Here is a 20430-nt window from a genome sequence, read left to right as displayed (position 1 = left end):
GCCTCCGCGGACTGCGAGTGTGGAGAACATGACCACGACTGCCCCCGTCCCCACCCTGCCGCCGTCCGCGGCTGTCCGCATCCGCTACGGCGGACTGATCGTCCTGATGCTGATGGGGTTCCTGCTGGTCACGGCCGAGTTCCTTCCCAACGGCGTCCTCACCGAGATGGCCGACGGGCTCGGGGTCACCCCGGGGCAGGCAGGGCAGACCGTCACCGTCACCGCGCTGGTGGGGCTCGTGGTCGCTCCGACCGTCGGACTCATGTTCCCGCGGCTCGACCGGCGGTCGCTGCTCGTATGGATGGCGCTCGCGGCCGCCGTGTCGAACCTCATCGTCGCGATCGCCCCGAACCTGATCATCGTGCTGCTGGCGCGCTTCCTGCTGGGCGCGGCGATCAGCGCGTTCTGGGCGATGTCGATCACGGTCGCGGCACGGCTCGCGGGACCGGAGAATCTCGGTCGCGGTGTCATGTTCACCTCGGCGGGGGTGTCGCTGGCGACGGTGGCGGGTGTGCCGCTGGGTGTCATGCTGAGCGAGCTCGTCGACTGGAGGATGGTCTTCGCCATCGCCGGTGTGCTGATGGTCGTCCTCGCCGTCGTCCTGCGTTTCGCGCTGCCCTCGGTTCCGGCCGAGAGGGCGTCGAGCCTGCGTCTGCTCGTGGACACGCTGCGCCGCCCGGGGATCGGTCTCGGCATGGTGGGCCACGTCCTGGTCGTGCTCGGACACTTCCTCGCCTACACCTATGTGCGTCTCGCGTTGGAGCGCATCCCCGAGGTGGACGCCTCGACCATCGTGGTGCTGCTGGCGCTGTTCGGCGTCGGCGGGCTCCTCGGCAACATCACGATCGGGCTCGTCATCGACCGCACCTTCGCGTTCTTCGCGGTGTTCGCACCGCTGGTGATCGCCGTGTCCGTGATCTCGATGATCCTGTTCTCCGGGTCGATCATCGGCGTCGGCATCGTCGTGCTGGTGTGGGGCTTCTTCTTCTCGTCCTGGTTGATCGTCGCCAACACCTGGGTCGGTCACCGCATGCCGGATCGTCTCGAAGCGGGAGGCAGCCTGGTGGTCGTCGGGTTCCAGGGAGCGATCACGCTGGCGGCGGGCATCGGCGGTCTCCTCGTCGACACCCTGAACGTCGAGCTCGTCTACGTGATCGGCGCGATCGCGCTGCTCGCCGGTGCGGTGCTCTTCGGCGTCTCCAACCGGGTCAGCAGCAGGGACTGAGCCGCGCGCGGCCTCAGGCCGAGACGGGGAGGCGGTGGGCGAGCCGCCACGACGAGGGGGTCAAGCCGGTGCGGCGTCGGAACGCACGGCTGAACCCCTCGTCGGAGGCGTATCCCAGCTCGCGCGAGATGTCGGAGACACTGCGTCCTGCCTCGAGCATGCGCTTCGCCGCGTCGACACGCACCTCGGTCACATAGTCCGCCGGTGAGCGGCCGACCGCGCTGCGGAACCTCTCCGCGAAGGTCGACCGCGACATGGCGCCGATGCCGGCCAGGCGCTCGACCGTCCAGTCGCGTCCTGGCTCCTCGCGGATGGCGTCGACGACGCGGTCGAGGAATGGATCGTTCGACAACGAGGGCCATCCCGTCGGCGCGCAGCCGTTCGCCGCCCATGCCCTGATCAGGGACAGCAGCACGGTGGTCGCCATCATGCGGCAGATGATGGGGTCGCCCTGGCGTGCGGGTGTCACCGTGTGATCGATGACCCCCATGTTGAGGGCGAGGGCTGCGGCGGCGGGCTCCACGGCGTCGAAACCGGTGACCGTGAGGAACGGGGGCAGCAGGGCGGGGAGCGGGGATGCCGCATCCGCGAGCTCGATGTCGGCGATCATCAGACTCGTGTCGTCCTGTGCTTCGAGGACGAAGGGCGAACGACCGAGCGTCAGGAACGCGTCCCCCGCCACGAGCATGTCTCGGCGGGCCTTCGGGTCGAGGGCGAGGGAGTCGAGCGAGAAGCGCTTCGAGTCGGTGTCGACGTCGAGTCGGCAGCCGTCGCCGAGCGGCGGGTGCCCGTTCACGCCTCCTGCGGCGACGTAGACCAGGGTGATGCTGTCGGCCGGGATGGGCAGCAGCGATCCCGCGGGCAGCGAGGCGCGTCGACCGATGCCGACACGGAGGTCGACGGAGCCGAGCACGTTCGAGAGCGCATCCGCATCCACTGTCACCATGCCTTCGGCAACGCCGTCGGGCCGTTCGCTATTCCGTCGCGCCGTCTGTGGTGGCCTTGCGATGATGCGCTGTGCGGTGTCGGCGCTCCGCTGACCGACCTCAACCATTCGGTTGATTCGGAGCCCTGAGCGTGCGGATACGGTGGAGGGACACCACCCGAGGAGTACCGTGTTCCGCACCCCCGACCGCCTGTTCCGAGTTCTCGCGATCGCCGAGGCGATCACCTGGACGATCCTGATCTCCGCGATCATCGCGCGCGCCGTCGGCGCTCCAGGAGTCGTGGTGACCGTGGGCGGTGGCATCCACGGGTTCGTGTTCCTGTCGTACGCGGCGACGGCGATCCTGGTCGCGCTGAACCAGCGCTGGCATCCCGGCGTCGGCGTGCTCGCGGTGGCCAGCGCCATCGTCCCCTATGCGACGATCCCCATGGAGATGTGGCTGCATCGCACCGGCCGACTCACCGGAGACTGGCGCCTCGAGGCGACGGACGATCCGCGCGATCGGCGCTGGTACGACCGGCTGATGCGGTGGTTCCTGCAGCGGCCGTGGGTGCTCGCGCTGCTGCTGGTCGTGGGCATCGTCGCGCTGTACGTCATCCTGCTGCTGATCGGCCCTCCCGGCGGGAAGTGAGCCGACGCGGGCCGTCCTCCGCCGTTCAGGGCGTGACCACGACCGCGTTCTCCTCGTTGATCTTCGCCATGGTCGCTTCGGCGTCCCCGGCGGTGCAGTCCACGATCACGGAGAGTCCCACCCCGGTCTGGGTGAAGGCGCGTGCGGCCATCAGCCAGGTGCGGCTGCCGTCCACTCCGACGACCTGACGCGTCTCGACGCCGCCGTTCCCTCCCGCCATGTAGCTGAACTCACCGGTGGTGGCGAGCGGCGTGATGTCTGCCGTCGGCATCTGCAGCAGCACGCCGAGGATCGCGTCGGACGACGCGCTGTCGTCACCGGGGACCACGGCCACGTCGGTCGTGTGACCCTGCCAGAACCGTGCCGTGCAGGTGCCGTCGACCGTGCCGTAGGTCCACCCGCCGTTGCCGTCGTCCGGCGCGACGATCTTCCACCCGTCGTCGACGACGAGACCGTCGCCCCACTCGATGTAGGTGTCGCTCGTGAGATCGAGCCCTTCCGCGAAGGTCAGGGTCGAACCGGAGGGGCCGTCGGCCGGTGCGTCGGTTTCCGTGCCCGCGGAGGGAGCGTCGGAGGGCGAGCCCGTCGGGATCTGCGCGTACAGACATCCGCTGAGGGACAGGACGGCCAGGGTGGCGACGGCCGCGGCGGTCAGGCGCAGGGAGATCGAGAAGGCGCGCGTCATGCCGGTCAGCCTAGTCCGGTCCCGTTGCGCTCTCACGCCGATGATCGTTCAGTGCGCGGTGGCCACGCCGATCGAGTCGTGCACCATGACCGCCGCGACCCGAGCGCCCGCACCTGCTGCGACGATCAGCTGCTGCGGTCCGGGAGCCGCCGCGTCGCCTGCAGCGTAAAGTCCGGGTACGTCCGTGCGCCCTGAGCGGTCGATGCGCAGATGCCCGGCGTCGTCCGTCGCCGGTGCGATCCCTTCGAGGAACGACAGCGTGCTGTGCCATTTGGGGCGTACGAATCCGCCGTCGATGGCGACCGTCGTGCCGTCAGCCAGGCGGATGCTCTCGATCTGACCTCGGTCGCCGACGAGCTCGACGATGGGTTCCCGGCGTAGCGCGATCCCGGCGGCGGCGAGTTCGACCTCCTCCTCCGCCGTGACCACATCCGCGCCGTGGGTGAACACCGTGAGGTTCTCGGTCAGGCGACCGATGAGGCGGGCACGTTCGGCGATGTCCGGTGCCTCACCGATGAGGGCGAGGCGACGACTCCGGAGCTCCCAGGCATCGCAGGCGGCGCAACTGAACAGACTCATGCCGTAGTAGCCACGGAGGTTCGGCACCTCGGGGAGCGTCTCGCGCAGGCCGGTGGCGAGCAGCACGGCGCGTGCCGTCACCGTCGTCTCCGCCTCGCGGCGCCCGATCTCGGCCGCGAACCCGCCGTCGCTCGGGCGAAGCGAGGTGACGCGGGTGCGCCGTCGCACCTCGACGTCCGGATATGCCGAGAGCTCCTCCCTCGCGAGCCGGCGCAGCTCCTGCGGCGGGATGCCGTCGCGGGTGAGGAAGCCGTGCGACCGCAGGGTCGCAGCATTGCGTGGACGATCGGCGTCGATCACCAGCACGCGCATGAGTGCGCGGCCGAGGTTGAGGGCGGCGGACAGACCGGCCGGCCCGCCGCCGACGATGAGCACGTCGTAATCGGTGCTCTCGCTCCCACCCATCGCCGCAGATCTCATCCGCACGGTCCTTCCGAGAAAGGGACGGATCCATGCCGCGGCGTCTGCCGGGCGACACCGCCGGGGCGGCCGGTAAGGCTCGCCTTACTCTCATCCTGCCACGGTTCGACGCCCGCGGCGCCGTGTGCCTCAGCCCCGCCGCACGGGCTGCTGCAGTTCCGTGACCCAGTCCGACTGGTCGTCGGAGACGGCGCGCACGTAGAGCTCGCGGCAGGGGCCGTCGTGCGTGAGGCCGCGGGCCACGATCTCGGTGTGGATCGCGTGCCAGCTCTCGGCGATGTGCTCCATCGAGCCGAGGTGGATGCCGCACACGGCCTCGTCGGCCGGAGGCAGCTCGATGATCTCGAGACCTTCCCGTGCGGGCCCGGCATAGATGTATCCGGCGATGACCTGCAGGGCGTCGTCGAGGGTCTCGTACTGGGCGATCGGGGTCGCCAGGGAGTGGTCGTCGCCGATGATGTCCGCCACAGTGTCGAACGCGGGACCGACGACACCTGCGACGGCGGGCTGGTCGGCCACGATGGTGCGGATCGCGGCCAGGCGGACGGCGGGGAGCGGCTTGTCGATGATCTCGATCTGGGACATGTGATTCTCTCTCTCGATGAGGTGGAGGCGCCTTTCCACGTCGACGAGTCTCTCTGCGGCGACGCGGTGCTCCTGCTCGACCTCGGTGCGACGGATCCGCAGCAGAGCGGCGATGCGCTCGGCATCGACGCCACGGTCGAGGATCGCGGAGATGTCATCGAGCCCGAACCCCAGCTGGCGCAGGGCGACGATCCGGTGCAGCCGTTCCAGCTGTGACGGATCGTAGGAGCGATAGCCGCTGAACTCGTCCACGTGGGCGGGCATGAGCAGGCCGGCGGCGTCCCAATGCCGGAGCATCCGGTGGGTCACCTGGCCGATCTGCGCGAACGCTCCGATGGACAACATGCCTCAGTTCTCCCGTCTGCCACTGTGTGAGGGTCAAATGAGTGTGAGGGTCAAATGGCTCTCGGGGTCAAGTATCGCGGTGGGACGGCGGGGGCATCGGCGCGCTAACGTCGACGCGTGGACGAAGAGGTGCTGGCCGGGGGAACGCGAGCGGGGCCGTGGTGCGCATCGGCGACACGGTGCGCAAGGCGTGGACGGCGGCCACTCCGAGCGTCGATCATTTCGTCGCGGCGATGCGGGTGGCGGGGGTCGATGCGCCGGAACCGCGTGGCCGCGACGGAAGGGGCCGGCACGTCGTGGAGTTCGTGCCGGGAACCCTGGCCATGGACGGTGAGCGGCTGACGGTGGCCGAGCTGAGGCGCGTCGGCTCGATGATCCGCGGGATCCACGACGCCAGTGCCCGCTACACGCCGCGGGCGGACGCGGTCTGGGAGACGGCGATCGTCGCGCCCGGTGCCGAGCTCATCTGCCACAACGATCTGGCGCCATGGAACCTCGTCGTCGGCGACCGCTGGGTGTTCATCGACTGGGATGCCGCCGCTCCGAGCACCCGGCTCTGGGACCTCGCCTACGCGGCACAGGCGTTCGCCCTGTCGGATGTCGGACGAGACCCGGTGGATGCGTCTCGGGATCTCGCTGCGCTGGTCGATGGATACCGGGCGGACGATGTCATGCGCCGTGATCTGCCTCGCGGCATGGAGGACCGGACGGCGGCGATGCTCGCGCTGCTCGAACGGTCTCACGCCGTCGGCGACGAGCCGTGGGCCTCGATGTACGTGGACGGGCACGGCGACCACTGGGCGGACGCGCTGCGGTACGTACGGGAGCATCGAGCGGTGTGGGCCGGAGCCCTCGGCGGGGGCTGAGCGGCTTTCCGGAGTGCTCTCGGGTGCAGCGACGACCGCATTCCGGCATATCGTTTTTCTGCTGTGATCTGGGGCTTCGAATGTCGGTGGCCCCTGATTCGCTGCAGGTATGACGGCACCGGCTGACGCGACGCTCGAGCAGGTGGGCGCGCTCGCCGCGCTCACCGAGATGCTCGTCGAGGTCGAGCGCACGATCAGCAGTCTGCAGGCCGCGCGCGACGGCATCCTGGCGTTGGGGTCACGGATCGCTCTCGAGGTCGCCGACCAGGCGGAGCATCCCGATCACGGCGACATGTCGGCGCGCACGGTGGCTGCCGAGTTCGCCGCCGCCCTGCGGGTGAGTGATCGGACGGTGCAGCGCCGGATGGCAGACGCGGCATGGATCGTGGAGCGCTTCCCACTGGTCTGGGAGGCGCAGGGCGCCGGTCGCATCAGTGCGGCGCACGCCCGGGTCATCTGCGAAGCCGGGGAACACCTCGATGAGGGGGCGACTCTTGATGCCTATGCGACGCAGGTGATCGCCTTCGCCGAGTCGGAGTCTCCGGGGCGAGTGGGCCGCATGGCTCGGCGGGTGGCTGAACGATTCCAGGCACGGTCGATCGAGGACCGGCACCTCGACGCACGGGAGAAGAGATCCGTGTGGGTGAAAGACGTCGGCGACGGGATGTCGCAGTTGGGCCTGCTCGGGCCGTCGACGCTCGTCCACGGCGTCTTCGACCGGCTGACGCAGATGGCCAAGATCGTGCAGGGAGCGGATGAACCTTCGGGTCCGGAATCGGCCGTTGCCACCACCGATCCGCCCACCACCGATCCGTGCACCTCTGATCCGTGCACCTCTGATCCGCGCACCGTCGCTCAGCTCCGTGCCGACCTCGCCCTCGACCTGCTCCTCGCGGGTGCTCCGATCGGGCACGACGCTCCCGAGGGGCTCCTCTCGGGTGTCCGTGGAGCGGTGTCGATCACCGTTCCCGTCACCACCCTGATCAGAGGCGGCGGGGCGTCGGCCGAGTTGAACGGTTGCACTCCCATCGACCTCGAGACCGCTCGCGCGCTCGCCGGAGCGGCCTCCGGATGGGATCGAGTGCTGACCCACCCGATCACCGGCGCGCTTCTCGCAGTCGACCGCTATCGTCCGGGGTCTGATCTGAAGCGACATCTGAGAGCGAGGGATCAGCGCTGCCGATTCCCCGCCTGCGGATATGCCTCCACTGATTGCGACATCGATCATCATCACGACGCCGCTCTCGGGGGAGCCACTCGCGAATCGAACCTCGGCCACCTCTGTCGGCGCCATCACATGCTCAAACACCACTCTCCGTGGATGGTCGAAGCTCTGGGTGCCGGTGTCTACGCCTGGACGAGTCCGACCGGCAGGGTCTACGTCGACCGGCCGCCCCTGCAGAACACCGTCACCTTCACCGAAGACCTCGCGGTGGCCCCGTTCTGAGCCCTTCCTCAAAGTTGAGCCAGTTCATATCAAGTTCATTTGACTCCTCGTCGACGCCGAAGTACACTTGAGTCATCGCGACTCAGGTTTTCCTGATCGCCGCAGATTTCTGAGACACAGAGAACTTCCCACGAAGAGAACTTCCAACAAAGGAGAGAACACATGGCACGTGCTGTCGGTATCGACCTCGGAACCACCAACTCCGTCGTCAGCGTCCTCGAGGGTGGCGAGCCCAAGGTCATCGCCAACGCAGAGGGCTTCCGCACGACCCCTTCGGTCGTGGCCTTCACCAAGGACGGGGAGGTGCTCGTCGGTGAGACCGCGAAGCGCCAGGCCGTCACCAACGTCGACCGGACGATCGCTTCCGTCAAGCGCCACATGGGCACCGACTGGACCTTCGACGTCGACGGCAAGAAGTGGACGCCGCAGGAGATCTCCGCGCGCATCCTGATGAAGCTGAAGCGCGACGCCGAGGCGTACCTGGGCGACACGGTGACCGACGCGGTCATCACGGTCCCCGCGTACTTCAACGACGCCGAGCGTCAGGCCACCAAGGAAGCCGGCGAGATCGCGGGCCTCAACGTCCTGCGCATCATCAACGAGCCGACCGCTGCCGCTCTGGCGTACGGCCTCGACAAGGGCAAGGAAGACGAGCTCATCCTGGTCTTCGACCTGGGTGGTGGAACGTTCGACGTCTCGCTGCTCGAGGTGGGCAAGGACGACGACTTCTCCACGATCCAGGTGCGCGCCACCGCCGGTGACAACCGCCTCGGTGGAGACGACTGGGACCAGCGCCTGGTCGACTACCTGATCAAGCAGTTCAAGGAGACCACGGGCGTCGACGTCTCGGGTGACAAGATCGCCCTGCAGCGTCTCAAGGAAGCTGCGGAGCAGGCGAAGAAGGAGCTGTCCTCCTCGACGTCGACCAGCATCAACCTGCCGTACCTGTCGCTGACCGACTCCGGCCCCGTGTCGCTGTCCGAGACCATCACCCGCGCGAAGTTCGAGGACCTCACGAAGGACCTGCTCGACCGCACCAAGAAGCCGTTCGAGGATGTCATCCGCGAAGCCGGCATCAAGGTGTCCGAGATCGACCACATCGTGCTCGTCGGTGGATCGACGCGTATGCCCGCGGTCGCCGAGCTCGTCAAGCGCGAGACCGGCAAGGACGCCAACAAGGGTGTCAACCCGGACGAGGTCGTCGCCGTCGGTGCCGCCCTCCAGGCCGGTGTCCTCAAGGGCGAGCGCAAGGACGTCCTGCTCATCGATGTCACCCCGCTGAGCCTCGGCATCGAGACCAAGGGCGGCATGATGACCAAGCTCATCGAGCGCAACACGGCCATCCCGACCAAGCGCAGCGAGACCTTCACCACGGCAGACGACAACCAGCCGTCCGTCGCGATCCAGGTCTTCCAGGGCGAGCGTGACTTCACGCGTGACAACAAGCCGCTCGGCACGTTCGAGCTGACGGGTATCGCCCCGGCTCCCCGTGGCATCCCGCAGATCGAGGTCACCTTCGACATCGACGCCAACGGCATCGTGCACGTGTCCGCCAAGGACAAGGGCACCGGCACCGAGAAGTCGATCGTCATCTCCGGCGGCTCGTCGCTGTCGAAGGAAGACATCGAGCGCATGGTGCGCGAGGCCGAGGAGCACGCGGCCGAGGACAAGGCGCGTCGCGAGGCCGCCGAGGTCCGCAACCAGGCCGAGACGCTCGCGTACTCGATCGACAAGCTGATCACCGAGAACGACGACAAGCTGCCCGAAGACGTGAAGACCGAGGTCAAGGCCGATGTCGACGCGCTCAAGACGGCTCTGGCCGGTGAGGATGACGACGCTGTGAAGACCGCGTTCGACAAGCTCAACCAGTCGCAGTCCAAGCTCGGCGAGGCCATCTACGCCTCCTCGCAGGCGGATGCCGCTGCCGGCGCTTCGGCTGACGGCGAGGCCCCGGCCGGTGACGCTCCCTCCTCCGACGAGGACGTCATCGACGCCGAGGTCGTCGACGACGAGGACGAGAAGAAGTAACCATGACCGACAAGAACTTCGACGAGAACCAGAATCCTGAGTCCGCCGAAGGTCGCAGCGAGGGGTCGGATGCTCAGGCATCCGGCCCCGCGCCGCACCACCAGGACTCCCGCGATGCGCAGGCCGCCGAGGGCTCGGACGAGACCCCGGCAGACGGCGCTCCCGGCGACCTGACGGTCGACGACATCCTCGGCGCGACCCAGACCGGCGAGGCCGCGGCGGAAGACGCCGTGCTCGCCGACCTCGAGTCCACTCTGCTGAACGACCTCAAGCGTCTGCAGGCCGAGTACGCCAATTACCGTCGCCGCACCGAAGAGCAGCGGCAGGTCGAGATCGAGCGGGCGAAGGGCGAGGCCGCCAAGGGCCTGGTCCCCGTGCTCGACGACCTCGATCGCGCGGCCCAGCACGGTGATCTGGTCGAGGGCACGCCCTTCGCCGTGATCGCCGAGAAGGTGCGCACGGTTGTGGAGCGTCTCGGAGTGGTCGCGTACGGCGAGAAGGGCGAGGAATTCGACCCGCAGCGTCACGAGGCGATCTTCCAGCAGCCGACGCCCGGCGCCGAGAAGACCACGATCCTCGAGGTCGTCGAGGTGGGCTACCGTCTCGGTGATGTCGAGCTGCGCCCTGCGAAGGTCGTCGTCGCTGTCCCGGAAGGGTAGGTGATCGATGGCCAGCCAGGATTGGTTCGACAAGGACTTCTACAAGACCCTCGGGGTGTCCAAGGACGTCAGCGATGCAGAACTGAAGAAGACGTACCGCAAGCTCGCGCGCAAGTATCACCCGGACTCCAATCAGGGTGATGCCAAGGCCGAGGCGAAGTTCAAGGAGATCAGCGAGGCCTACTCGGTGCTCTCCGATGCGGAACAGCGCAAGGAGTACGACGAGATCCGCGCCATGGGCTCCGGTGCCCGCTTCACGGCGGGCGGCCAGGGCGCAGGCGGCTTCGAAGACGTGTTCAGCCGTTTCGGCCAGCAGGGCCGAGGGCAGACGGCGGACTTCGAGGACATCTTCGCGATGTTCAACCAGGGCCAGGGTGCGAGCTTCGGCGGCGGACGCTTCGGCCAGCCGAGCGGCGGCTACCGCGGCTTCGGCGGGCCGCAGCGCGGTGCTGACGTGACCGCGCGCACCACGCTCGACTTCGTCACCGCCGTGCAGGGCGAGACCATCTCGCTGCAGGGCGAAGACGGCAAGCCGTTCAAGGTGAAGATCCCCGCCGGTGTCGCCGACGGTCAGAAGATCCGTCTGCGCGGCCGCGGCCGGCCCTCGCCCGATGGTGGGGAGAGCGGTGACATCGTGGTGCAGATCACGGTGCGCCCGCACCCTGTCTTCACGCGCGACGGTCTCAACCTGCGCGTCGTCGTGCCCGTGACCTTCACGGAGGCGACCCTGGGGGCGACCATCGAAGTCCCGACCCTCGGCGGCGACGTGGTCAAGCTCCGCGTCGCACCGGGCACCCCCTCAGGGCGGGTGCTGCGGGTCAAGGGTCGCGGAGTCGCGACGTCGAAGGGCACGGGTGATCTGCTCGCCGAGCTCCAGGTCGCGGTGCCGACGCACCTCGACGAGGCCGCACGCGCGGCGCTGGAGAAGTTCCAGGAGCTCGAGCCCGACGAGAACCCGCGAGCCGAGTTGATGGCGAAGGCCCGGCGATGAGCAGTCGTCGGGATCACATCGCCGGGACAGGCGTTCGCGCCGGATCAGGCCGTTCTGTGAAGAACGCGCCTGTTCCGGCGCCTCTGCCTGAGTCCGCGCGAACGACAAGAGACACGGGTAGGAGAGGAGAGGGGAATCGATGATGAACGCCGACACCCCGGTGTTCGCGATCGCGGCCGCCGCCGAGCTCTCCGGCCTTCACCCTCAGACGCTGCGGCAGTACGACCGCATCGGCCTCGTCGTCCCCGGCCGTACCTCGGGCGGCTCGCGCCGCTATTCGTCTCGCAACATCGAGCAGCTGCGCGAGGTCGCACAGCTCTCCTCCGAAGGGGTGAGCCTTCCCGCGATCGCTCGTCTGCTCGACCTCGAAGACGAGAACAGAGCGCTGCGCAACCGGATCGCCGTGCTCGAAGCCGCCCTGCGCACCGAGCGGGAGAATCGCCCCGGCGTGCGCGTGTTCGCCGCAGGTTCCGCAGGTGTCGTGCCCATGCCGACCGGTCGCCGTCTGCGCCGCTCGACCGAGGTCGTGCTCTGGGACCCTAGAGGCAGCGCCTAGAGGCAGCGCCTGGATCAGAGCGGCTCCACGGAGAACCGGAACGCCGCACCATTGCGGAACGGTTCGACGATCTCGAAGTTCTCGTACGCGGGACCCCCGGGGATCGGCGAAGAACTCGCCCAGTAGGACCAGCGGGCGTTGACCACTGCTTCGAGCGCCGGGTGCGGGTCATCCACGCGCCAGGTCTGCACGGCTCGACGACCGAGGAAGCGCCAGTGTTCCGCGGTATCAGCGGAGTACTCGACGGACCATGGCTCCTCCTCGTCGCCGGTGGCGCTCACCATCGCCGATTCCCCGTCGCGGGTCAGGTCGGCGAGCGGAAAGCGGCCGTGAGCGGTGAACGCGGTGCCCGAGAACTCCGGCCACAGCTCGGCAGGCGACACCACGCGGTCCGCCAGGTGCAGCAGCCGCAGTCGTGCCCAATTGCCCATCGTCGCGGTGAGGATCAGGTGTGAGAGCGGCACAGATGTCGCCCTCGTGAACCCCGCGACCTCCACCTCGTGCGGCCGGTCGGCGAAGAACCGTACCCTCACACTCACATCCGCACCGTTGGCGAAGCGTTCGACGCCGATCCAGACGGTGAGCGTCTCCACGCCCTCGACGGTACCGATCCGTCCACGGGCCGGGGCCGTCGACGGCATGGAGTTCGCACCTGCAGAATCGTCCGCCGACCAAAACCTCTTGCCCTGCTTGCCGGGATCCAGCGTGCTCGGCTCCATCTCTGAGAATCCCCGTTCTGTCGCGCCCTCCGGGACCGGCTCCACGGCGATGAAGTTCACCAGCCGCTCGTGGGGGTGGTCGAGGTAGGGGGTGAAGACGCGCAGGAGCCCGCGCGGCCCCGGTGTCGGCGGGATTCCGACCTGGAGCCCGCCGACAGGTCCCCACCGGGGCTCGGATGCGCCGTCACCAGAGGGCCGAAGCCAGTGGGGTGTCGCGAAGTCGAGCATGTCGATGACCCTAGTGTGTTGAAATCGATTTCGCTAGATTCGAGGAATCACGTCGATCGAGGAGGGTCATGTCCAGCCCTGTCGCCTTCCTTCCTGTCGCCTTCCGCCGCGTGGCCGTGGCGGTATCCCTCGTTCTGGCCGTCGCTGTTGTCGGGTGCAGTGGAGAGGGCGGTGTGATCGTCGATCCCGATCCTGACAAACCGTTCGTGCTCGATGGGGTGTCCGGCCTCACCGAGATCGCGCAGCTCACGGGGCCTGGCGCCACGAACGACACGGAGTCGGTCTCGGTCGCGGGCACCGACCTCGGATCGATGGTGAACGTCGGTGACAAGACCTTCTTCTTCTTCGGCGACACGTTCGGCGAACGCGAGCCCGGGTCGATCGGTGGGCAGGGCGGGTTCTGGCGCTCGAACGTGGCTGCGTGGACGACCGACGACGACCCGTCGGACGGCATCGAGTTCGAGGGGTGGCTGGAGGATGAGGTCGGCCTCGCCGCGCCCCTCATCGAAGGCGATCACGACGCGAACGGCGCCGGTGGCGAGGTCACGAAGATTCCGACCTACGGCTTCGCTGTCGGAGACGCGATCTACGTCTCGTACATGTCGGTGCGTTTCTGGGGCAGCCCTGGAGCCTGGGATTCCAACTACTCCGCCCTCGTCGTCTCGCGGGATCTCGGATCTACATGGCGCCCTGTCGAAGGCGTGGAGTGGCCGGGTGACTCGAACTTCGTGCAGTTCGCGACGGCCGAGGTGAGGGACGGCGACGCGGACTGGATCTATTTCTGGTCGATTCCGTCCGGCCGATTCGGTGGTGTTCAGCTGATGCGCGTCCCGGCCACCGAGGACGCCGTCGAAGACCAGTCGGAGTACTCGTACTTCGCAGGTCTCGAAGGAGGGACGCCGCAGTGGAGCGACGACCTGCGCGACGCCGAGACGATTCTGGAAGGCACGGTCGGAGAGCTCTCGGTGATGTGGTCGACGTATCTGGACCGCTGGATCATGACCTATTCGGATGCCGGTTCGGCATACATCCGTGAGGGTGTCACGCCGTGGGGCCCGTGGGGCGAGGCGATCGAACTCGTTCCCCGCGAGGACCATCCCGGGTTGTACTCGCCGTACCTGAATCCGCGATACGTGAGCGACGGCGGACGTCGGATCTACTTCACGCTGTCGCTCTGGGATCCGTACAACGTCTTCTGGTTCTCCGCAGACCTGGAGCGCGCAGAGTGATCGACGCACGGATCATGCCTTGCGTATGAAATCGATTTCGCCTACTCTGGCGCATACCCGATCACCGACGATCCAGGGATGCGACCAGGGCCCGTCGGCGGCAGCCGAGATCACCGCAGCGACTCGATGAGGAGTCCGTTCCTGAGGAGGAACCCATGAGAATCACAACTCGTACGCGCAGGGCCGCGATCGCCGCTCTGGGCGCGCTCACGGTCGGCGTCATGCTGGCCGCGTGCGGTTCCGGCACGCCGGGGGAGTCTGCCGGCGACGGAGGCGGAGAGGACGGCGTCACCACGGTGCAGTTCTGGCACCGGACGTTCACGCCTGTGGAGAACGAGTGGTACGCCGACATCGTGAAGAAGTTCAACGCCTCGCAGGACAAGATCAAGGTCGTCGATACCGAGGTGCCCGCCGACGCGTGGGACCAGAAGATGAAGGCGGCCCAGGCCGCCGGTAAGGCCCCGGACGTCTACACCAGCTCCGCCAACCTCTACGACCTCGTGAACGCCGGATCGGTGCACGAACTCGACTCCATCGTCCCGAAGGACGCCCTCGACGAGATCCTCGACAACGCGAAATCGATCTCCGAGATCGACGGCACTCACTATGCCTATCCACTTCTGCTCGAGCCTCAGACCGTGCTGTTCTGGAACAAGGACATGTTGGACGCCGCCGGTGTCGATTCAGGGAGCGCCCCGGCGACATGGGACGATCTCCTCGCCGCCTGCGCGAAAATCCAGCCGACGCTCTCCGACGGGCAGTACTGCATCTCGCCGGCGCAGGATGCGGTGACAATGGCGTGGTCGACCGTGGGGCAGCAGTACAACTTCGCCGGACACCTGGCGCTCACCGACGACTGGACCGCCCCTGACATCGACAACGAGGGCTACCGGAGCCTGATGGAGCAGTACCAGCAGCTGTGGGACAAGGGATACATGCCCAAGCAGCCTCTCGCGGCATACGTCGCAGGCGAGGACTTCGGTCAGCAGAAGGTCGCCTTCAAGGTGTCCGGTTCGTGGATGATGTCCGAGATCGGCTCGGACTACACCGACCTGCTCAGCAAGACCGGCGTCGGTGCCTTCCCGAGTTCGTCGGATGCGGACGGCCGCACAGCCACCACGATGGGCAACTTCACCTGGGTTGTCGACGCGAAGAGCAAGGCCCCCGAAGCCGCCGGCGAATTCCTCGCCTGGGCGATCGGCGGCGAGCCGCAGAACCTCGTCCCATTCTTCGTCGACACACAGTTCACCAAGGTGCCGGTGCGTCAGTCCGTGCAGGATGCCGTCGCGGCGAGCGAAGAGGCCGCTGACGCTCCGTGGTCGAGCATCATCGTCGACGACATCGCGCCGGACGCCATCCCCGGTTCCACCTACCCCTGGGATGTCAATCTCGCCGTCGGCACGGCGATGGAATCCGTGATGAAGGGCTCCGCCTCGGTGGATGACGCGATCAAGACCGCGAATGCGGCGATCCAGACCGTCATCGACCGCGACGGGCTGTCCGACAAGGCACCAAAGAACTGACGTCGCTCACTGTTCGGGGGTCGGCCCCGGCCCCCGAACAGTGAAGGACACGAGATCACGACGAGGTGGATATGGCCAATCAGGCTGTGCAGGAACGCCGGGCGATCCGGCAGCGGCAGAACCGTTACCGCTATCGCGACAACAGGACCGCATACTGGTTCCTGCTGCCGCTGGTGGTGCTGCTGGGGATCTTCGTGATCTGGCCGGCCATCTACGCCGGATACCTGTCATTCCAGGACTGGAGCTTCTATAAGGACCCGGAGTTCGTCGGCATCCGCAACTACGCCAACGTGCTCAAGGATCCGCTGTTCCTCGCGACCATCGGTCGCGGCTTCGCCTTCGTGCTCCTCACCGTGCCGATCATGCTCGTGCTGGCGTTCCTCTTCGCAAGCCTCGTCGTGACCGTGTCTCGACGGGCGGCCAGCCTCCTGAAGGTCAGCATCTACATCCCGACGATCATCTCCGCCGTGATCGCGTCGATCATCTTCGTGCTGATCTACAACTACTCCGGCGGACTTCTCAACGCTTTCCTCGGTACCTTCGGCATCGAGCCGATCGCCTGGATAGGTGATCCCAAGTGGGCGCTCCTCGCCATCGCGGTCCCGGCGATCTGGCTGGGCATGGGACTGACCTCGCTGATCATGGTCGCCGCGATGGTCGACATCCCGGCGGAGTACTACGAGGCGGCGGCGATGGAGGGGGCCAACTGGGGCCAGAAGACCGCGTACATCACCATCCCGCAGATGAAGAACGTGGTGCTGTACCTGCTCATCACCGGTTTCGTCGCCGCGATCCAGCAGTTCGAACTGCCCCTCGTCATGACCCAGGGCGGTCCGCTGGATTCCACGACCCTGCCGAACCTGTTCATCTTCAACCACTTCCGCAACGATGTGAACGTCGGCTACTCGATCGCCGCAGCGCTGTTGCTGTTCGTGGTGCTGGGTACGATCTCTGCCCTCGTCTTCAAGTTCGTCAACTCCGAGAGGCTGGTGGACTGATGGCCGTCATGCAGGAGACCACGCGCATCGTGCTCGCCGGCAGAGAACCTCGCTCGACCAGGCCGCCGCGCAGCGCCGGAGGCTGGCTCGTCGTCATCGGCAAGGTGATCCTGGGTGCGCTGTTCGTCATCGCGTCGCTGTTTCCGCTCGCCTGGATGGTGATCGCCGGCTTCAAGTCGAAGACCGAGGTCGTGGAGACCCCCTTCCAGTTCTTCCCCGAGGTGTGGCTCTGGCAGAACTACGCGCAGATCCTGGCCGATCCGACGTTCCTGCGCACTCTGTTGTGGACGTTCTTCGGTGCCGTGCTGTTCACCGTGGGCAGTCTCGCCGTGAACTCGCTCGCCGCCTACGCCTTCGCACGCCTCGACTTCCGGTTCAAGAAGACGATCTGGGCGATCGTGATCACGACGATGTTCATTCCCGGCATGACGATCCTGCTCACGAGCTTCATCGTGGTCACCCGCCTCTCCATGCTCGACACGCTGGCCGTGCTGGTGATCCCCGGGCTTGCGAGCGCCGGCATGGTGTTCTTCATCCGGCAGTTCTACCTGAACATCCCCAAGAGCTTGGAAGAGGCCGCGATGCTCGACGGCTGCGGTCGTTTCGGCATCTTCGTACGCATCTTCCTGCCGTTGTCGAAGCCGCCGTTCGTCGTGATGGGGATCACCGCGTTCCTCGCGTACTGGAATTCGTACGTCTGGCCGATCCTGACGATCACCTCGCCGGAGCGGTTCGTGCTCCAGCAGTACCTCGCAACCTTCCGGTCCGAGCGCAGCACCGAGCTCGGCCTCTTGATGGCCGGGTCCGTGCTCGCCGCAGCGCCGGTGATCATCCTGTTCCTCATCTTCCAGCGTCAGATCATCGGCAACATCAAGATGGCAGGCCTGAAATAGCAGCACTCTGCAGCACCACCGGCACCCGCCACCCGGCGGCAGCGAGAGGAGAGATCGATGGAGATCGAACAGAACCAGGAGTCATGGCTCAGCCGCAGGGGCGTCCTGCAGGGAGCGGTGGTAGCGGGAGCGGCGTTCCTGGCTGCGACCGGCCGGCCCGCTCCCGCGGCCGCCGCCGGACTGTCCGTGACGAGGGTCAAGGTGCTCGCCGGCACGCAGAGCCCCGTGCAGTACGGCATCGGGGCCACGGATCTCGGGATCCCCGCTCGCACACCGGATGGTCGGATGCTCTTCATGTTCGGCGACACGTGGGCCGATGGTGTCGGCGGCGCGAACTGGCGTTCCCCCGTCGCTCTCTACTCCTCGACGACGAACCTCGCCGCGGGAGTCGCGTTCAACGGGAGCGCGGGTGCCGGAGCGAACACGCAGGGCGTCGCTCCGCAGCTCTGGTATTACCCGCACGACGCCTACTTCACGACAGTGATCCCCTCCGATGTGATCACCGTCGGATCGCGAATGTATCTGCACGCGATCGTCAATGGCCCTCAGTTCGGAGCCGTGCGCTGGACGGAACTCTGGAAGTCGGACGACAACGGCGCGTCCTGGCAGCACACGGGGCTGCAGTTCCCCGCGGATATGGCGGGCGGCAAGTTCCAGTGCATCACGTGGGGCGAGGGCAACGACGGCTACGTGTACATCTACGGCACGGGCTTCCAGCGCGACAAGGGCATCGTGCTGTACCGGGTGCCGTCGAACAACATGACGACGCTCTCGGCCTATCAACCGTGGGGCTTCGCGAACGGTTCATGGGGGTGGGGCAAGCCCGTCACCGAGGTGCTCGGCGGCAAGTTCGGTGAGATGTGCCTGCGACCGCTCGGCGGGAAGTGGATTCTCACCTGGTTCAACTCCGGCGCGTATCGGATCGACGCGATGGTCCTGAACACGCCGACCGACAACCTCTACACGGCCACGAAGACCACTCTCCTCACCGGCACCGAGTGGAACACGGAAGATGCCTCGCACGTCGCGCAGCTCTACGGCGGCTACATCATCCCCGGGTCGACCCTGTCGGACCTGCACCTCAGCGTGAGCCAATGGAACACGGGCAACAACAGCGTGTACCACTCGGAGCAGTTCCGCGTGCAGGGGCTGGTGTAGGCGGGCGCGTCCAGGAGACCGAAAGCAACGCTTCCTAGCTTGGGGAGCAGGGAACGACCCTGCTCCGCGCCTGGCGCGCGGGTGTCCTGCCACGAAGGAAGAACTCCTCATGACGAACACCAAAGCCCCCTCTGCCGCCGCCTCGACCGGCCTCCTGGTCCTCCGGGTCGTCGTCGGCGCGATCTTCGCCGCCCACGGCGCGCAGAAGATCTTCGAGTTCACGCTGCCCGGGACCATCGGCAGCTTCGCCGGCATGGGAGTGCCGTTCGCCGAGATCGCCGCCCCGCTGGTGGCGTTCCTCGAGCTCGTCGGCGGCATTCTTCTGATCATCGGATTCCTCACGAGGCCGGTCGGCATCCTGCTCACCATCGACATGGCGGTGGCGCTTCTCCTCGTGCACCTCCCCGCCGGGCTGTGGGTCGGGGACGGGGGCTACGAGTTCGTCGCGGTCCTCGGTGTCGCCGCGCTCGCGCTGGCGCTCACGGGAGCCGGCCGTTTCTCCATCGACGGCGCCCTGCTTCGCGGTCGTGCCCCTGCCTGGCTCGCCTGAGAGTCGCCGCGCTCAGTCCTGAGGCTCGCGGGGCGGAGTGGCGCCGATGTCCGGCACCGGGGCTGTGCCTAGGTGCACCTCCAGGTCGTCGGCCGTCGGCGTCTTCGGGCGCCGCGCGGTCGGGCGGTCGAGGTAGAACAGTGCTGTGGAGGCGATGTCGTCGCGCAGCGGTAGGTACCGCCAGCCGCTGCGCCATCCGAGCGCCTGGATGTCGACCTTCGGGATACCGGTCGCGAAATGGATCGGGTCGAGCAGGTGCCAGCGGTACATGCCGAAGCGCTGCTGCGACACATACAGCCCGTCGGGACGGATCACCTGGGGCATGCCCAGATAGGGAGTCGAGAACTCCGTGTAGCCCTGGCCGGGGATGTCGAAGTTCCAGGCACCGCCGAAGTAGTCCTCTGTCCCCGTGCCGCAGATCGTCGGATAGTCGGTGTCGTCGTCGAGGTAGAACTTGATCTCGCCTTCGCCCCACCATCCGTTGGAGTTCACGCCCCAGGCGATGTACGTGCCGACGTACTGACCCTGCCCTTCGACGCCCTCCAGAATCACGTGCGGGGTGAGATCGGCCAGCGGGTTCGATCGACGCCACTGCGCGTGGAAGTACGCGTCGTTCGAGTGGTCGCCTCCGACCTCGTAGGTCACCTGGTAGTAGACACGCACGTCGACGACGGAGGTGTTCTCGAGGGTCAGTCTGGCGCCGTCCTTGAACGGCATCGGCCAGTAGGAGTTGAATCCGCCGTGCGGGTTCGCAGCGATCGTCTGCGAGTTCACCTGCGCGAAGACTCCCCAGGCGTTGCAGAAGAAGTCGCCGTACGGCACCTCGACGGCGGGTTCGTCGGCGCCGTCCCAATATGCGCGCAGCAGCAGGGTGCGCCAGTTGTCGGTATGGGTCGTGATCCAGAGGTGGGTGATCTTGCCCGCACCGGTGATGTTCGCGAGCTCGAGCGTCTCGCCGGCCTTTATGTCCATGCTGGGCGAGATCTTCCAACCGGGACCGAGGTCACGAGCGTTCATCGCGCCCGTGCCCTCGGTCGCGCGGCCACCGCCCCCAGCGGATCCGTCGAAGTTCTCGGGGGAGATCGATCGGGTCTGCACCGGTCGCAGCGCTGCGAGGGATGCCAGATCAGAAGCAGAGGAAGTCATGGGCGCCAATGTAATCGATTTCA

20 protein-coding genes are annotated in these 20430 nt (G+C 67.0%); 14 read left to right on the top strand and 6 right to left on the bottom strand.

Features of this window, described 5'->3' with window-relative positions; all coding sequences use genetic code 11:
- Positions 1–28: 28 nt before the first annotated feature.
- Positions 29–1225, top strand: a complete 1197-nt coding sequence (locus tag ABRP18_RS16675) for an MFS transporter (RefSeq protein ID WP_058632341.1) — start codon at positions 29–31, stop codon at positions 1223–1225.
- Positions 1226–1238: 13 nt separating this feature from the next.
- On the opposite strand, the gene ABRP18_RS16670 is transcribed toward ABRP18_RS16675, so the two are convergent.
- A complete protein-coding gene (locus ABRP18_RS16670; protein WP_058632340.1) occupies positions 1239–2171 on the bottom strand; it encodes a helix-turn-helix domain-containing protein in 933 nt (310 codons plus the stop codon).
- Positions 2172–2340: 169 nt separating this feature from the next.
- On the opposite strand from ABRP18_RS16670, the gene ABRP18_RS16665 reads away from it, so the two are divergent.
- The gene (locus ABRP18_RS16665) at positions 2341–2802 is read left to right on the top strand and encodes a DUF3817 domain-containing protein (protein ID WP_349885063.1); all 462 of its coding nucleotides are present in this window, start codon (positions 2341–2343) and stop codon (positions 2800–2802) included.
- A gap of 25 nt (positions 2803–2827) precedes the next feature.
- Here the strand turns inward: ABRP18_RS16665 and ABRP18_RS16660 are convergent, their stop codons facing one another.
- From ABRP18_RS16660 to ABRP18_RS16650, 3 genes are all read right to left on the bottom strand, one after another.
- A complete protein-coding gene (locus ABRP18_RS16660; RefSeq protein WP_058632338.1) occupies positions 2828–3487 on the bottom strand; it encodes a hypothetical protein in 660 nt (219 codons plus the stop codon).
- A gap of 48 nt (positions 3488–3535) precedes the next feature.
- Positions 3536–4486: an NAD(P)/FAD-dependent oxidoreductase gene (locus ABRP18_RS16655; RefSeq protein ID WP_227750886.1), complete on the bottom strand. Its 951-nt coding sequence runs from the start codon at positions 4484–4486 to the stop codon at positions 3536–3538.
- A 129-nt stretch (positions 4487–4615) separates the two neighbouring features.
- Positions 4616–5416 (bottom strand): MerR family transcriptional regulator, encoded by an 801-nt coding sequence (locus ABRP18_RS16650; protein WP_058632336.1) that lies wholly within the window; start codon positions 5414–5416, stop codon positions 4616–4618.
- A gap of 158 nt (positions 5417–5574) precedes the next feature.
- Between ABRP18_RS16650 and ABRP18_RS16645 the strand changes: the two genes are divergently transcribed.
- The 6 genes from ABRP18_RS16645 (at position 5575) to ABRP18_RS16620 (ending at position 11963) form a co-directional block, all read left to right on the top strand.
- A complete protein-coding gene (locus ABRP18_RS16645; RefSeq protein ID WP_349885062.1) occupies positions 5575–6282 on the top strand; it encodes a phosphotransferase in 708 nt (235 codons plus the stop codon).
- 109 nt (positions 6283–6391) lie between these two features.
- Complete coding sequence (locus ABRP18_RS16640; protein WP_349885061.1) at positions 6392–7729, top strand: DUF222 domain-containing protein; 1338 nt, start codon at positions 6392–6394, stop codon at positions 7727–7729.
- 162 nt (positions 7730–7891) lie between these two features.
- Positions 7892–9757 (top strand): molecular chaperone DnaK, encoded by a 1866-nt coding sequence (gene dnaK, locus ABRP18_RS16635; RefSeq protein WP_045263917.1) that lies wholly within the window; start codon positions 7892–7894, stop codon positions 9755–9757.
- Between the two features lie 2 nt (positions 9758–9759).
- The gene (locus tag ABRP18_RS16630) at positions 9760–10416 is read left to right on the top strand and encodes a nucleotide exchange factor GrpE (RefSeq protein WP_349885060.1); all 657 of its coding nucleotides are present in this window, start codon (positions 9760–9762) and stop codon (positions 10414–10416) included.
- Positions 10417–10423: 7 nt separating this feature from the next.
- Positions 10424–11407, top strand: a complete 984-nt coding sequence (locus ABRP18_RS16625; RefSeq protein ID WP_046748699.1) for a DnaJ C-terminal domain-containing protein — start codon at positions 10424–10426, stop codon at positions 11405–11407.
- A 142-nt stretch (positions 11408–11549) separates the two neighbouring features.
- Positions 11550–11963 carry a heat shock protein transcriptional repressor HspR gene (locus ABRP18_RS16620; protein WP_046748771.1) on the top strand — a complete coding sequence of 138 codons (414 nt, stop codon included), beginning with the start codon at positions 11550–11552 and terminating at the stop codon, positions 11961–11963.
- A 14-nt stretch (positions 11964–11977) separates the two neighbouring features.
- Here ABRP18_RS16620 and ABRP18_RS16615 read toward each other — a convergent pair whose 3' ends face one another.
- Positions 11978–12910 carry a hypothetical protein gene (locus ABRP18_RS16615; RefSeq protein ID WP_233437342.1) on the bottom strand — a complete coding sequence of 311 codons (933 nt, stop codon included), beginning with the start codon at positions 12908–12910 and terminating at the stop codon, positions 11978–11980.
- Between the two features lie 68 nt (positions 12911–12978).
- On the opposite strand from ABRP18_RS16615, the gene ABRP18_RS16610 reads away from it, so the two are divergent.
- From ABRP18_RS16610 to ABRP18_RS16585, 6 genes are all read left to right on the top strand, one after another.
- The gene (locus ABRP18_RS16610) at positions 12979–14139 is read left to right on the top strand and encodes a DUF4185 domain-containing protein (protein ID WP_113681046.1); all 1161 of its coding nucleotides are present in this window, start codon (positions 12979–12981) and stop codon (positions 14137–14139) included.
- Between the two features lie 155 nt (positions 14140–14294).
- Positions 14295–15662, top strand: coding sequence for an ABC transporter substrate-binding protein (locus ABRP18_RS16605; protein WP_046748702.1), 1368 nt, complete (start codon positions 14295–14297; stop codon positions 15660–15662).
- Positions 15663–15733: 71 nt separating this feature from the next.
- Positions 15734–16660 (top strand): carbohydrate ABC transporter permease, encoded by a 927-nt coding sequence (locus ABRP18_RS16600; RefSeq protein WP_046748703.1) that lies wholly within the window; start codon positions 15734–15736, stop codon positions 16658–16660.
- A complete protein-coding gene (locus tag ABRP18_RS16595; RefSeq protein WP_046748704.1) occupies positions 16660–17553 on the top strand; it encodes a carbohydrate ABC transporter permease in 894 nt (297 codons plus the stop codon). The genes ABRP18_RS16600 and ABRP18_RS16595 overlap by 1 nt, the downstream gene beginning before the upstream one ends.
- A 57-nt stretch (positions 17554–17610) precedes the next feature.
- Positions 17611–18711 carry a DUF4185 domain-containing protein gene (locus ABRP18_RS16590; RefSeq protein WP_058632329.1) on the top strand — a complete coding sequence of 367 codons (1101 nt, stop codon included), beginning with the start codon at positions 17611–17613 and terminating at the stop codon, positions 18709–18711.
- 109 nt (positions 18712–18820) lie between these two features.
- Entirely contained in the window at positions 18821–19261 is a 441-nt protein-coding gene (locus ABRP18_RS16585) for a DoxX family protein (protein ID WP_058632328.1), read from the top strand.
- 12 nt (positions 19262–19273) lie between these two features.
- On the opposite strand, the gene ABRP18_RS16580 is transcribed toward ABRP18_RS16585, so the two are convergent.
- A complete protein-coding gene (locus tag ABRP18_RS16580) occupies positions 19274–20407 on the bottom strand; it encodes a glycoside hydrolase family 172 protein (protein ID WP_046748706.1) in 1134 nt (377 codons plus the stop codon).
- Positions 20408–20430: the final 23 nt, after the last annotated feature.

It is taken from the genome of Microbacterium sp. WHRI 7836 (assembly GCF_040223885.2).
In the GTDB taxonomy this organism is placed as follows: Bacteria; Actinomycetota; Actinomycetes; order Actinomycetales; family Microbacteriaceae; genus Microbacterium; species Microbacterium oxydans.
The sequence above is the reverse complement of the archived record's forward strand: the minus strand, read 5'-3'. Positions and strand labels throughout refer to the sequence as shown.

What these genes read in the sequence shown, in the direction of transcription:
- ABRP18_RS16585 (WP_058632328.1), top strand. Translation starts at nt 18,821, where the DNA reads ATGACGAACACCAAAGCCCCCTCTGCCGCCGCCTCGACCGGCCTCCTG.
- dnaK (WP_045263917.1), top strand. Translation starts at nt 7,892, where the DNA reads ATGGCACGTGCTGTCGGTATCGACCTCGGAACCACCAACTCCGTCGTC.
- ABRP18_RS16580 (WP_046748706.1), bottom strand. Translation starts at nt 20,407, where the DNA reads ATGACTTCCTCTGCTTCTGATCTGGCATCCCTCGCAGCGCTGCGACCG.
- ABRP18_RS16605 (WP_046748702.1), top strand. Translation starts at nt 14,295, where the DNA reads ATGAGAATCACAACTCGTACGCGCAGGGCCGCGATCGCCGCTCTGGGC.
- ABRP18_RS16595 (WP_046748704.1), top strand. Translation starts at nt 16,660, where the DNA reads ATGGCCGTCATGCAGGAGACCACGCGCATCGTGCTCGCCGGCAGAGAA.
- ABRP18_RS16615 (WP_233437342.1), bottom strand. Translation starts at nt 12,910, where the DNA reads ATGCTCGACTTCGCGACACCCCACTGGCTTCGGCCCTCTGGTGACGGC.
- ABRP18_RS16625 (WP_046748699.1), top strand. Translation starts at nt 10,424, where the DNA reads ATGGCCAGCCAGGATTGGTTCGACAAGGACTTCTACAAGACCCTCGGG.
- ABRP18_RS16670 (WP_058632340.1), bottom strand. Translation starts at nt 2,171, where the DNA reads ATGGTGACAGTGGATGCGGATGCGCTCTCGAACGTGCTCGGCTCCGTC.
- ABRP18_RS16650 (WP_058632336.1), bottom strand. Translation starts at nt 5,416, where the DNA reads ATGTTGTCCATCGGAGCGTTCGCGCAGATCGGCCAGGTGACCCACCGG.
- ABRP18_RS16660 (WP_058632338.1), bottom strand. Translation starts at nt 3,487, where the DNA reads ATGACGCGCGCCTTCTCGATCTCCCTGCGCCTGACCGCCGCGGCCGTC.
- ABRP18_RS16620 (WP_046748771.1), top strand. Translation starts at nt 11,550, where the DNA reads ATGAACGCCGACACCCCGGTGTTCGCGATCGCGGCCGCCGCCGAGCTC.
- ABRP18_RS16630 (WP_349885060.1), top strand. Translation starts at nt 9,760, where the DNA reads ATGACCGACAAGAACTTCGACGAGAACCAGAATCCTGAGTCCGCCGAA.
- ABRP18_RS16655 (WP_227750886.1), bottom strand. Translation starts at nt 4,486, where the DNA reads ATGAGATCTGCGGCGATGGGTGGGAGCGAGAGCACCGATTACGACGTG.
- ABRP18_RS16640 (WP_349885061.1), top strand. Translation starts at nt 6,392, where the DNA reads ATGACGGCACCGGCTGACGCGACGCTCGAGCAGGTGGGCGCGCTCGCC.
- ABRP18_RS16610 (WP_113681046.1), top strand. Translation starts at nt 12,979, where the DNA reads ATGTCCAGCCCTGTCGCCTTCCTTCCTGTCGCCTTCCGCCGCGTGGCC.
- ABRP18_RS16600 (WP_046748703.1), top strand. Translation starts at nt 15,734, where the DNA reads ATGGCCAATCAGGCTGTGCAGGAACGCCGGGCGATCCGGCAGCGGCAG.
- ABRP18_RS16590 (WP_058632329.1), top strand. Translation starts at nt 17,611, where the DNA reads ATGGAGATCGAACAGAACCAGGAGTCATGGCTCAGCCGCAGGGGCGTC.
- ABRP18_RS16675 (WP_058632341.1), top strand. Translation starts at nt 29, where the DNA reads ATGACCACGACTGCCCCCGTCCCCACCCTGCCGCCGTCCGCGGCTGTC.